The organism is Microbacterium sp. zg.Y1084, from assembly GCF_024623595.1.
Classification (GTDB): domain Bacteria; phylum Actinomycetota; class Actinomycetes; order Actinomycetales; family Microbacteriaceae; genus Microbacterium; species Microbacterium wangruii.
The window spans coordinates 182,756-195,010 of record NZ_JANJGV010000002.1 but is presented as its reverse complement, the minus strand read 5'-3'; the positions used below and the strand labels follow the sequence as shown (position 1 = coordinate 195,010).

The following is a 12,255-nucleotide window of genomic DNA, read 5'->3' as shown; positions in this document are numbered from 1 at the left end:
CCGCGAGAGCGAGCCCCACCATAATCGAGCCGCCCAGCGTCACGGGGGCGGTGAGTATGGCGCCGACCAAGCCCGCAGTCCCCACTAGCGCAAACGTAAACGCCCACCCGCACGACATGTAGCCGGTGGGGTCGGTGTTGTTGATGGGGTCGCATCCGGCGTAGGCGTATCGGTTGGGTCTGCCGCACGGATAGGTGACGGGTTGCAGTCACGCCGCGAGGGCGACGTCGGTGTTCATGATTGCTTCGTACTCGATGGGGTCCAAACCGTGGAGCCGCTTCTGTCGACGGCGCCGGTGGTAAGTGCGTTCGATCCAGGTGACGATTGCGATACGGAGCTGGTCCCGGGTGTCACAAGATCGGCGGTTGAGGACGTTCTTCTGCAGCTTGCGCAACTGATTCCGCATGCAGCTCCCGCAGCCGCAGCCGCAGCCGCCGGCGCCTAGATCCAATCCGATTCCCATGGCGACTCCCCAGCCGGTGCGGCTCAACGCCGACGCATAGTCACGACGATTCCGACTGTCGACGCGAGGAGCAGTAATACACCCAGGACGGGCACCGACCAGCTTGACGCCCACCCGAGAGCGAGAGATCCGACGATCAAGATCGCTCCCAGGATCAATCCAGCTGAGTAGACGATTACCAGCGCGGCCTTCGTAGCGTTCTTTTGCATGGTCATTACCTAACTGAGCGCCTGCGTAACTAGTGATCCGACGAAGCCCCCAATGGCGCCCGAAACAAAGCCCGCTAGAGCACCCGATCCACAGCCAGCTAGAGCCGTCGGCCCGCCTGGTGATGTGGCTACAGCGCCGATGGCACATCCGGCTGCCGCGCTACCCACGCCGCCCGCCAGGCCAGCGACGGACGCGTCTGAGAGGCTAATGCGCCCAGTGGGGTCAACATTGTTGATGGGATCACCGGCGGCGTAGCCGTATCGGTTGGCGTTGCTGGGGTCGAGAGGGCTGTCGAGGGTGTCTTGTTGGGTCCAGCGGCCGAGGGTGGGGTTGTACCAGCGGTTTCCGAAGTGCACCCACCCGGTGGCGCGGTCCTGGATGCCACCCTGGAACAGGAACGGGTTCTGGGAGAGCCCGGTGCCGCCGCTGTTGGAGGTGACGGTCGGGAGCCCGTACGGGTCGTACTGGTAGGTGTAGCCGGTGCCGGCGAAGTCGCGGAGGATGGCGGTGGGGTTTCCTGTGCCGTCGTAGACGTACAGGCTGACGGTGCCGGTGGAGGTGCGCAGCATCAGCGGCTGCCCGGTGACCGGGTCGTTGTCGACGTACGCGGTGACCGAACCGATCTTGGCTTGCTCGATGACGGGTTGGCCGACCTGGTTGGTGCGACCGTAGACGAGGTTGTAGGTGGCGGTGGGAGTCTGCTGCTGCAGCACCTCGACCTGGCTGGTGCCGGCGTACTTGTACCCGAAGGTCCCGCTGGCGTTGGTGGCAGAGGTCATCTGCTCGGCGCCGTTGTAGGCGTAGGTGCCTGCGGTGTCGGCGGTCATGTTGCCTGCGCCGTCGAATGTGTACCCGGTGGTGGTGACCTGGTTCGCCGCGTTGAAGGTGAGGGCCTGTGAGGTCGTGGTGCCGCCAGTGGTGCCTGCGGTGAGGCGGTTTCCGCGGGCGTCGTAGGTATAGGTCCAGGTGGTGGGGTTGGTCCCGCCGGTCTGGGAGGCGCCGGTCAGTCGCCCTGCCCCGTCGTAGCTGTAGCTGGTGACCTGCCCGGTGATGTTGTTGCGTTCCCATTGCAGCTTCGCCCGGTCGCCGGATGTCTGCGCTGCGCAGGTGGGGGCAGGAGTCCCGGTGTTGTAGCAGTAGGAGATGTCGCTGATCGTGGTGACGGTGCCATCGTTGGTCATCGACTCCGCGATGGCGCGGCTGACTCGGCCGCTGGCGTCGTAGTCCTGGTGGGTGTGGCCGCGCCAGCTGGTGTTCGCGGCGTTTGCGGCCAGCCAGGAGTCGGTGCGTCTGCCCTGGTCGTCGCTGGCGAAGTTCAGCATCTTCGTCCCCGAGCTTGTCGGGTAGGCGATGCCGGTGGGGGTGCCGGAGTTGTCGAAGTGGTTGGTGACAGTGCCGCGGCTGTCGGTGACGGTGACGAGGTTGGATGACTTGTCATACCCGTAGGTGATGGTTCCGCCGGCGAAGGTGTTCGCGCGGGCGGTGAGGCGGCCGAGCTGGTCGTAGGTGTAGGTGGTGGTGCCGTTCGCGTCAACGCGCGTCTTCGGGCGGCCATTGTCGTCATACGTGTTCGTCACCGTCGCAGTCCCGCCGCTGAAAGCGGTGGACAGCAGCCGGTCCTGCTTGTCGTAGCTGTACGTGACCGTGACACCCTTGCCGTCCGTGGCGGTGCGCACCCGTCCGAAGTCGTCGTACGTGAAGTTCCGGACCCCGAGGGAGGAGCCTGTGACGGGTGTTACTCGCGTCAGCTGCGCGTTGGCGTTGTACGTGTACTTGGTGGTGTTGGACCCGTTGCCGGGGGCGGCGGCGGTCGCGACGGTCCCGTTCGTGTTGTAGGTGAGGGCCGCGGTAGCTGCGACCGCGTCGGAGGTGGTCAGCGGGTTGCCGGCACCGTTGTACGTGTACGTGGTGGCGTTCCCGGCGGAATCGGTCGAAGTCGTCGGCAGGTAGCTTGTCTCTGCGGCGGTGTTGCCGTACGCGAAGGCCTGTGTGGCGCCGGCGGGTGACTGCACGCTCGTGAGTGAGTCGCCGTTGTTGGCGCCGTAGGTGGCCATGGTCGTGGACGCTGCGTTCCCCGTCCCCGACGTTGCTGAGGCGACATCCCCGTTGGCGGTGTACGTCGCGGCGCGGCTGCGGCCCATCTCGTCTGTTGCAGAGCTGACGAGGCGATTCCCGTCGATGCGGTACTGGATGTGGGGAACGGACGCGACAGCAGTGGACTGGTTGGTGTTCGGGCGGGCCACGAGAGTTGTGCCTGCGGACGGGTACGCGAGGCGGGTGATGGAAGCGCCCGGGGAGCCTGCGGAGCTGTTTGCCCGGTTGACGGAGAGGACCTTCCTCGACCCGGACTCGTAGGTGATCGTGGTCACCCCGCCGTCCGGTGCGGTGATGGTTGTGAGGTTACCCCCGGAGTACCCGAAGGTGGTCTGCTTCCCGTTGGCGTCGGTGATCTTCACCAGGTTCGACGCAGCGTCCTTGGTGTAGACCACCGAACGGCTCGAGTACCCGGAAGCCTGCGACACGGTCAGCGTGTACGTGGTGGCGTTGTACGCGAAGGTCGCGGTCCGCGCCTGGGTGGGCCCGGCTGTGGACACGACAGTGCTCAGACCGCTGGGCCCGTAGGTGAGGGCCGTGGTGTTGCCGTTGCGGTCCGCGATGCTCACCGGCCGGCCGTCGGCGTCGAAGGTGACGACGTTCCGAGAATTCCGGAACGTCAGCCGGTACTGGGAGCCCACTGCCGCAAGGTCGGCTCGCAACCCGGCCGGGGCTGCGAAGGTTCCCCCCGTGCCCGCGGTGAACGTCCACATCCCGCCGTCAGCGGCGACGTACACCACCGCCCCATCCGCGCCGGCTGCGAGGCTGCCCACCCCTTGCACGCCGAGGGTCCAGCGGTGCGCCGCCAGCGTGCCGGTGCTGCCATTCTGGCTACTGAACGAGTTGTAGGCCTGGCTGATAGCCACACTGCTGTTCACACCGGGCAGCTGCAGGGACGCCGTCTGCAGGCGCAGGTTGCCAGTGCCGACATCCACGAACACGGTCGCCTGATCCGAGATCGGGAACTCCAACTCCGTGCCCCCCGGACGGTCACCGGCGCGCACGGTGGAATAGGGCCCGACAGGAAGTCCGGTCGCGGAGAGGGCTGACGCGGGCGGCGCAGGAAACAGCAGAAGCAGGCCGATAGCCGCGGCCGCTGTGCCTCTCGTGAGACGTTCCCGCCAACCATCCGCGCGCGTACGTGCCGACACACTGCCCCCAACCGGTCGTCGTTCCCCAATGAACTCCCGTGTCAGCGGCCTAATCTGCGTGACGGGTGCCTGAAAGCTAGCGCATAGCAACGGGAAAGGTAAAGGGATCCGCCTATGCGAACCTGACGGTCACCCCACCACCCAGCACCGGCCGGCGAGACACCGGCAACAACCTCGCACACCTAGGACAATCCAACGCGCCCGAAAACCGGGCGCGTTCGCATTTTCACGCCTAAAAGGTGGAGCCCACCTACCCACGCACCTCGGCGAGAGCCCGGGTACCCAGAAAACGAGAAGGGCACCGGCTCGAAGCCAGTGCCCTTCTCGTTTCTCGGCCGTTTTGCAATCAGTATTGCCAACAGCCCACCGGTCGGGATGACAGGATTTGAACCTGCGACCCCTTGGAGGATTCGGGCGATTTCCGAATCTCACCGGATGTCTTGGAAACCCTCGCGTTCCCTTGTGTTGACAGGGAACCGGACGGTTCGAATGGCCCGAGTGTATCCGGTTGGCTCGGGTCGTCCCTGGGTGATTGAGGTGGGAAAGTGATGACCTTCGGGTCCCGCGCTGGACGCGGCGAACCCTTCCCGTCCCGGATGCTTCGGTTGGGACACGGCCCCCTCCTGAGATGTGGAAGGCGCCTCCTGGGGTGGAGACCCCCTACGTTTGTGCGTCGTCTGGTGGGAGTTCGGCGTCTAGATTCGGAGGGTGGGCGCGTTCGTTCGGTATCAGAGCATCGTTCCTAGTCGCCGCGACCGATTCCCGGGCGTGTTCGCTCTCGTGAACGCCCTGGTCCAGGACTCGCTGCTGTCCAGTGAGAACGCCGTATGGGTCCGTTCATCGAACGATCGCGCCAATGCGGCGTACCCGGATCCAACAACCGTGGTCGCGGACTGCTACGACCCGATCGTGAACCCCGGAGCCAGTTCATGGTTTAGATCGTCGGCGAGGGACTTGCTTGGCCTCACCCGTGAGTATCTCGATCTCCTGGATCGTTACGGGGTGCGATGGGTCGACCTGCGGACGGGCACCCCCGGCAGGATCACATACGAAGATGACGTCAGGTCGTTGCGGTTCCATACGCCCATCCCGATGACTGGCCGTTCGCGCGCTCACTCCCTTGACCTCCGGTCGCCTAGAGGGTGCCGTGACCCGGGTTTCCTTGCTGGCGTCTGTTCCGAGACCGTACGTTGCTCGCATGAAGCGGTCATCACGAGAACCTCGCACACGGCGACTAATACCCTGCGTATTCGCGGCACCGTGAGCGCTCCGACTGCCACAGAAGCAATGCCCCGCACAAACCGAAGTGTGACACGACGACCGAGGATCGTTCCGCCAGCAGCGTTCGCAACGTCCCGCGCAACTACCGCTCGGGATGGCTTTCTGCGGCCACGGAGTCAGACAAACTTCGACGGAGGACAATCCCCCGCGATCTGGAGCTGACCCAGACGACGGCACCTGCGGCGAGGAGGGTGAGTAGGAGTGCCGTGCTGTATCCGATTAGCGACATCACACCGCGCTCGGGGAGGAGAAACCCGTAGGGAACCCATCCGTCGGTCGCTCCACGGATAAGGACGACTCCCAGCCATGCGACCGGGTAGGGCAGGATGATCCACAATGTGCGCCACTGCAACGGGGCGCGGTCGCCGATGAGACCCCAGTCCAGTAACACGAACACCGGGAAGACCACGTGGAGGACAGCACTCACCCACGCAGGCGCGGTACCGGTGCCCGGAACGAGTCCGTTGTAGATGACAGCCACGACGAGCAGATACGCCGTCACGACCCCGCGTGCAATAACCAACCACTGCGGCGCGGGTTGATCGCGGAGTGACAGCGAGCCGGTGGCAGCCAGAACGAGAGCCGCGAGCAGGCTCGTCTGATTCGTGAAGTAACCGAAGTAGTCGAAGGGATTGTCGTCACCTACCGCGATGCGTCCCGCGAAAGTATGCAGCAGAAGGACAACCACGAAGACCGCGGCGCTGATACGCACGATACCGATGCGGAGCACCGCCCTATGGGAGCCGATGGTGCGAATCACATCAGACAGCCTAGATATGCTCCGATCAAACGATGAATGGAGTCGGCAAATGCGAGCACGGCGTTCTCTGCCCGGGGCAGTGGCATTGGCGATCCTCGTCTCGTGCGCCGGATGCTCGACGATCCCGAGTCCTCCAGCCGCGGTCGGGGAGAACTTTCCCGGCACGTGTCTCCCGGCCGAACTGTCGTGGCCAACTGATTTTCTTGAGTCGTTGCCGGACGGCAACATCGGCCGCTTCCTGCAATGCGGCCAGCGCCTCGGGTTCGGTCGCTCCGCTGCCGCTCGGACGACGCTCGCGCCCGTTACCGTCGTAGACGCGTCCTCGCGCGATGACGAGACCGCTCGGCTCAACGGTGTAGGTCACCTTGCCGAGTTCGCCAAGCGCGCGCTTCGGCCGCGCCATCAGTCGCCCGCCCTGTCCATAGGAACCACGATCCGCCCTGCGATGAACGCCTCGATATCCTCATCGCGGTAGCGGACGTTGTGCGCCGAGAGTGCGACGAACGGCAATCCGAGACCTCGGCTGCGCGCGCGCTCCGTCCGCCAGTCAGCGAGCGTCCTGATGGGGATGCCCGTATAGTCGGCAAGCTCCTGCGGAGTCCAGAGGCGAGTGCGGTCGGCGCTCATATCAAACAGGTAGGCGGTACCTCCCGTAGACCCCCAGGAAGACCCGTAGGGCGGCCAAGAATCGGCAAAACGGACAGGTTCTCGGACAGCCGCAGCAGCGACCCACCTCATGCTCAGCATCGCACTTCCCTTAGTTCGCAGGGGAGTACGTTCCTGTGGAACACCCTCCGAATCTCAGATCCTGAAGCCGAGCTGTACTTCGGGGTCTGATCCACTTACGACGGCGCCTCCCGGGCCCCCGACTCGCGTCGGGCCCGGGAGGCGCCGTCGTTGTCAGGGCGGGCGGGTGCGCCTGATCCGTCGCCTGCCCAGCGACAGGCGCGCCCGTCGAGACCGCATCACGGCGAGGCGGCGTGCGGCGCCATCTCGTGCCGCACCCATGCGCACTGCGCATAGCCCGATCCAGGACATGCATTCCACGCACGGGCGTGGCCCGCACGCCGGACGATCGCAGCATGACCTCGACAACACACAAGCCCACGATCGTCCTCGTCCACGGAGCCTGGGCCGACGGCCTCAGCTTCGCGGCGCTCACCGAGCGACTGCAGCGGCAAGGCCACACCGTGCTGCTCTCCCCGAACCCACTGCGGGGTGTCGCACACGACACCAAAGCCGTCTCGGATTTCCTCGCACAGGCGACGACGGGTGCGGTGATACTTCCGGCGCATTCCTACGGCGGGATCGTCATCAGCGGCGCCGCCCTCGGCAACCCTCTCGTCAGAGCGCTCGTCTACATCGACGCCTACGCCCCGGTCGACGGCGAGAGTGCGAGCTCTCTGAGCAATGAACGACCGGGTTCCTTACTGAACGTGCCCGACCCCACCACGGTCTTCGACTTCGTCGTCCCTGCCGCCGACGCGACGCAGGGCGAGTACGACAGCTACATCAAGCGAGATCGTTTCCACGCGATCTTCGCCGACGGCATCCCCTCCCGCGAAGCGGCCGTCCTCGCCGCGGGGCAGAGCGCCACGGCTCTCGCAGCCCTCGGCACCCCCTTCAGCGGCACGCCCGCCTGGCAGTCGATCCCCAGCTGGAGCGTGATCGGCACGGCTGACCGGGTCATCCCGCCCGCGCAGCTTCGTGCCATGGCGTCGCGCGCGGGAAGCAAGACGGTCGAGATCGACGCCCCGCACCTCTCGATGACGGCCGACCCGCGACGCGTCGGCCACGTCATCGAGCAGGCCGCGGCATCCATCTGACCCCGAGTCCTCCGTTCCCTCTGCCCGCACGGCAGAGGACCACCGAGGGCGATAGCTCCGTCCTCCCGAGCAAAGGAAGTCCCATGAGAACAACGATCCGTCGCGATGAGCGGCGCACCGGCCCGCGTCGTCGGAGGCCGCTCCTGGCGATGCTCGCCGCGATCATCGCCACCGCTCTCCTCGCCCTCGCCGCACCGGCCGTCGTATCCGCGGCGCCCACCTCCTCTCCGTCGGCGGTCTCCGCCGCCAAACCGCGGACGACGGCAGCGAAACCGACCATCGTCCTGGTCCATGGGGCATGGGCGGGGGCATCGAGCTTCGACCCCGTCACGACGATCCTCCAGGCGCAGGGGTACACCGTGGTCAGCGCGAACGTCCCCATGCGCGCGATGGAGGACGACATCAACCAGGTGGTCTCCTACGTCTCCACACTCCACCCGGAACCGGTGGTGCTGGTCGGGCACTCGTACGGCGGTTTCGTCATCACGGGCGCCGCCTCGCGGCTTCCCAACGTGAAGGGCTCGTGTACATCGACGCATTCGCACCGAAGGCCGGAGAGAGCATCGTGAGCCTCGCTCAGGGGAGCGGCTCACTGCTGGATGTCGGCACGGACTACGCGAAGGCGTTCGACATCGTCCCCCACCCCGGTCAGGACGGAGCCGGGCCGGACTTCTATCTCCGTGTCGACCGGTTCAGGGAGATCATCGCTGCCGGCGTACCCTCCGTCGTGACCAAGGTGCTCGCTGCAGACCAGTCTCCGATCGCGGGCAGCGTTCTGGAAACGCCCTTCAACGGCCCGGCCGCGTGGGAGAGCCTCCCGAGCTGGTACTTCGTGGGCACTGACGACAAAGTGATCCCCGCCGCCGGCCAGCGCCAGATGGCCCAGCGCGCGGGAAGCACGATCGTGGAAGGCAGAGCGCCGCACCTCGCCATGTACGGCGCACCGCTGAAGGTCTCCCAGCTGATCGTGAGCGCAGCCCGGGCAGTCGGCTGACGTCCCGACACTCCGGGGAGGGGAACCGGCCGCTGCGCCGCCGGTTCCCCTCCCGTTCGCGCGGGCCTAAAGTGGGCCCCACTCCTACCCGAGCTCTTTCGATCAGCCGCGTCGCCCAGCTCGAACGCGAGCTGGACGTGCGGCTGTTCGAGCGCACCGCGCGTGGGGTCTACCTCACGGACGCTGGCCAGGCTCTCATCGGTCCGGCCCGGCGCACCCTGAACGAATCCCGCTCCATCCGCGGCAGCGTCGCCTCGATGCGCGATGGCGTGCGGGGCACACTGTCGATCGTCGCGAGTTCGGCGCAGAGCGACGGCATCCTCGGCGACTACCTCTCCGCATTCCACGCCGCTCTCCCCCACGTCGAACTCCGCGTCGCGGCGGCGGAGAGCTCTGTGGCCGCGGCCGACGCCGTCGTGGCGGGCGAGTACGACATCGCGTTGGTGGAGATGCCCGTACAGCCCGCGCTGGAGGTCCTTCCCGTCGTGGAGGAGGAGTTCTACGCGTTGTTCGCAGGCGCGGGAATCACCGACCCCACGAAGGGGATCCCCACCATGACCCGCGAGCTGCTGCAGGGGCGCACGATGCTCCATCTCCCGCTCGCGCAGTTCCCGCGCCAGAGGAGCGTCCAGCTGTGGCACCAGTTCGGCGCCGATCCGCTCCGTCACCTCGAACTGGCCGACTGTACGCTGCAGGTGTCCGTCGCCCGGTCCGGGGGTGCCGTCGCCGTCCTGCCCCGTGTCGCAGCCCTGGCCGGATGGGGCGCCGGGCTGGATATCGCCGCGCCGCCACGAGCCATTCGCCGAACCGTCGGGTTCGCGAGGCAACGCACCAACACCTCGGCTCAGGTCACCCGGTTCCTGGGTCTCGCGCGCCGGCTCCGGCCCTCCGTGAACGCCCCCATCAGCCGAGCGGCGACGGATGCCATGCCTCTCCCGCTCGCCTAGTCGCGCGTCAGCGGCGAACCGCGGCGGATGGCCGGCATGAACGGCATCACGGACCGCATCGCGCAGCAGGTTCTGCACGCGGGGTGGACGGGGTGACGTGGCGTGGCTGACCGCGGCCGCCGCGTTGCGCACGCCACGGCGACGAGCCGCGACGTGGCGGCCGCCACCAGGGCCGCCCGAGCCTCACCGCGCGCGGCGCCGGAGGATCGCCATCGCCACCGCGAACGCGACGGCCAGGATGCCGGTGCACCACCCCAGCGCGATCCAGATGTCCCCGCCCACGGGCTGCGCGGTGAGGAGCGCCCGGATCGTGTCGACGATGGGCGTCACCGGCTGGTGCTCGGCGAACCAGGCCACCGGCGCCGGCATCGTGCCGGTCGGCACGAACGCCGAGCTGATGAACGGCAGGAAGATCAGCGGATACGAGAAGGCGCTGGCGCCGTCGATCGTCTTCGCCGACAGCCCCGCGATCACCGCGAGCCACGTGAGAGCCAGGGTGAACAGCACCAGGATGCCGGAGACGGCGAGCCAGGCGCCCGGTGAGGCGTTGCTGCGGAAGCCCAGCAGCAGCGCGACGCCCACCACGATCGCCAGCGACACGATGTTCGCCGCCAGAGACGTGAGCACGTGAGCCCACAGCGGACTCGAGCGCGCGATGGGCATCGACCGGAACCGCTCGTACACGCCGTCCTGCAGATCGACGAATAGTCGGTAGGCCGTGTACGCGATCCCCGACGCGATGGTGATCAGCAGAATCCCGGGCAGCGTGTACGAGACGTACGACGTGCCCGATCCCACGTCGATGGCGCCGCCGAGCACGAAGACGAACAGCAGCATGAGCGCGATCGAGGTGACCGCGGTGGTGATGATGGTGTCGGGGCTGCGCAGCACGTGTCGCAGCGACCGCCCCGTCAGGATTCCGGTGTCGCTCAGCACATGGCCGGTCATGGCATCTCCTCCTCTTGGCATGCCGCCTCGTCGGCGGGTCCCGCTCCCGCCTCTCCGACGAGGGCGAGGAACACCTCTTCGAGGGTCGGCTGCTTCTGCACGTACTCGACCTTCGCCGTGGGCAGCAACCGCCGCAGCTGCTCGAGCGTGCCCTGCTGCACGATCGTGCCCCGGTGGAGGATCGCGATGCGGTCGGCGAGCTGCTCGGCCTCCTCGAGCTGCTGGGTCGTCAGCAGCACGGTGGTGCCGCCCCGCGCCAGCTGCCTGACGGCATCCCATACCTCCCGGCGTGCCTGCGGGTCGAGGCCGGTCGTCGGCTCGTCGAGGAAGATCACCGGCGGGTCCCCGATCAGACTCATCGCGATGTCCAGCCGCCGGCGCATGCCGCCGGAGTAGGTCCCCGCACGGCGGCTCCCTGCCTCGCTGAGCGAGAAGCGAGCGAGGAGGGCATCCGCGATGCCTCCGGGATTGCTCTGCCGCCGCAGCCGCGCGATCAACGCGAGGTTCTCACGACCGGTGAGCACCTCGTCGACGGCGGCGAACTGGCCGGTCAGGCTGATCGCCTGGCGAACTGCGGCCGGCGCTTCGACACATCCGCGCCGTTCACCGCGGCGGTGCCGGCATCGGGCTTCACGAGCGTGGAGAGGATCCGCACCAGCGTCGTCTTTCCTGCGCCGTTGGATCCGAGGAGCGCCAGCACACTCCCCCGCGGCACGTCCAGGTCGACGCCGCGCAGCACCTGCACGGCGCCGAAGGATTTGCGGATGCCGCGCACCGCGATGGCGGGGGCGGCAACCGCGGAGATGGTCATGACATCCGCTCCTCATCACTGAGGGCGGCGTCGATCGCCTGCACGAGACGGGCACGTTCCTTGTCGATCCACTCCTTCGACCGGTAGGCGCGCACGAACTCCTCCGCGAACGCCACGGGGTCGTCGCCGATGACATCGCCCAGCGGCGTGGCGTCGGCGGCGGCACGCTCCCAGAGATCCGCGAAGCCGGCGAACAGGTCCACCAGCGTCGCGCCATCGGGGATGGCGCCGTAGTACACGAAGTACCGCGTGAAGGCTCGCGCCGTGCCCGCGTACGGGTCCGGCAGCCCATCGAGACGGGCGACGATCTCCTTGTACTTCTTCTTCTGCTCCAGCGACCCGGTCAGGGCATCGATCCATCTGACGGACATGGCCATCACTCTCCTTCGATCAGCGTGCTGCGCAGCCGTTCGATGCGCTCGGCGAGAAAACTCCACGTGCTCCAGAACTCGTCCAGCTGCGTTCTCCCCCGCAGATTGAGCGAGTACACCTTGCGAGGCGGTCCCTTCTCCGACGGCACCTTCTCCACATCGACGAGCCCTCGCTGCTCGACGCGCACCAGGAGGGCGTACACGGTGCCCTCGGCGATGTCGGCGAAGCCCTGCTCACGCAGCCATGCGGTGATCTCGTAGCCGTAGGCGGGCCGGCGGGCGAGGACGGCCAGCACCGTGCCCTCCAGCACGCCCTTGAGCATCTCCGTCGCCTGCCTGCCCATCGACTCCTCCGTCTACCTAGCGTTATTGAGTACCACGAGATAGTAACGCTGGGTA

At 67.0% G+C, this 12,255-nt stretch carries 11 protein-coding genes and 1 pseudogene; 4 read left to right on the top strand and 8 right to left on the bottom strand.

The genetic code is table 11. The features are described from left to right. Positions 1 to 208 precede the first annotated feature (208 nt). From NQ165_RS02185 to NQ165_RS02170, 4 genes are all read right to left on the bottom strand, one after another. Entirely contained in the window at positions 209 to 406 is a 198-nt protein-coding gene (locus NQ165_RS02185) for an IS3 family transposase (protein WP_374940923.1), read from the bottom strand. 275 nt (positions 407 to 681) lie between these two features. Then, positions 682 to 3,702, bottom strand: coding sequence for an RHS repeat-associated core domain-containing protein (locus NQ165_RS02180; protein ID WP_257530855.1), 3,021 nt, complete (start codon positions 3,700 to 3,702; stop codon positions 682 to 684). A 1,579-nt stretch (positions 3,703 to 5,281) separates the two neighbouring features. Next, positions 5,282 to 5,959, bottom strand: coding sequence for a Pr6Pr family membrane protein (locus tag NQ165_RS02175; RefSeq protein WP_257530853.1), 678 nt, complete (start codon positions 5,957 to 5,959; stop codon positions 5,282 to 5,284). Positions 5,960 to 6,361: 402 nt separating this feature from the next. Next, positions 6,362 to 6,586, bottom strand: a complete 225-nt coding sequence (locus tag NQ165_RS02170; RefSeq protein WP_257530851.1) for an AlpA family transcriptional regulator — start codon at positions 6,584 to 6,586, stop codon at positions 6,362 to 6,364. A 455-nt stretch (positions 6,587 to 7,041) separates the two neighbouring features. On the opposite strand from NQ165_RS02170, the gene NQ165_RS02165 reads away from it, so the two are divergent. The 4 genes from NQ165_RS02165 to NQ165_RS02150 all read left to right on the top strand — a co-directional run bounded on the left by NQ165_RS02165 (position 7,042) and on the right by NQ165_RS02150 (position 9,726). Continuing rightward, positions 7,042 to 7,785, top strand: coding sequence for an alpha/beta fold hydrolase (locus NQ165_RS02165; protein ID WP_257530849.1), 744 nt, complete (start codon positions 7,042 to 7,044; stop codon positions 7,783 to 7,785). Positions 7,786 to 7,868: 83 nt separating this feature from the next. Beyond that, a complete protein-coding gene (locus NQ165_RS02160; RefSeq protein WP_257530847.1) occupies positions 7,869 to 8,354 on the top strand; it encodes an alpha/beta hydrolase in 486 nt (161 codons plus the stop codon). Further along, positions 8,351 to 8,779, top strand: coding sequence for a lysophospholipase (locus tag NQ165_RS02155; protein WP_257530845.1), 429 nt, complete (start codon positions 8,351 to 8,353; stop codon positions 8,777 to 8,779). The genes NQ165_RS02160 and NQ165_RS02155 overlap by 4 nt, the downstream gene beginning before the upstream one ends. A 71-nt stretch (positions 8,780 to 8,850) precedes the next feature. Further along, positions 8,851 to 9,726 carry a LysR family transcriptional regulator gene (locus NQ165_RS02150; protein ID WP_257530843.1) on the top strand — a complete coding sequence of 292 codons (876 nt, stop codon included), beginning with the start codon at positions 8,851 to 8,853 and terminating at the stop codon, positions 9,724 to 9,726. Between the two features lie 183 nt (positions 9,727 to 9,909). On the opposite strand, the gene NQ165_RS02145 is transcribed toward NQ165_RS02150, so the two are convergent. The 4 genes and pseudogenes from NQ165_RS02145 to NQ165_RS02130 form a co-directional block, all read right to left on the bottom strand. Then, the gene (locus NQ165_RS02145) at positions 9,910 to 10,674 is read right to left on the bottom strand and encodes an ABC transporter permease (RefSeq protein WP_257530841.1); all 765 of its coding nucleotides are present in this window, start codon (positions 10,672 to 10,674) and stop codon (positions 9,910 to 9,912) included. Then, positions 10,671 to 11,485: pseudogene (locus NQ165_RS02140) on the bottom strand (ABC transporter ATP-binding protein). Before NQ165_RS02140 ends, NQ165_RS02145 begins: the two are co-directional and overlap by 4 nt. Further along, positions 11,482 to 11,856: a DUF1048 domain-containing protein gene (locus NQ165_RS02135; RefSeq protein ID WP_257530839.1), complete on the bottom strand. Its 375-nt coding sequence runs from the start codon at positions 11,854 to 11,856 to the stop codon at positions 11,482 to 11,484. Before NQ165_RS02135 ends, NQ165_RS02140 begins: the two are co-directional and overlap by 4 nt. Before the next feature lie 5 nt (positions 11,857 to 11,861). Continuing rightward, on the bottom strand, positions 11,862 to 12,200 hold the full coding sequence (locus tag NQ165_RS02130) for a PadR family transcriptional regulator (protein WP_257530837.1): 339 nt from the start codon (positions 12,198 to 12,200) through the stop codon (positions 11,862 to 11,864). Positions 12,201 to 12,255: the final 55 nt, after the last annotated feature.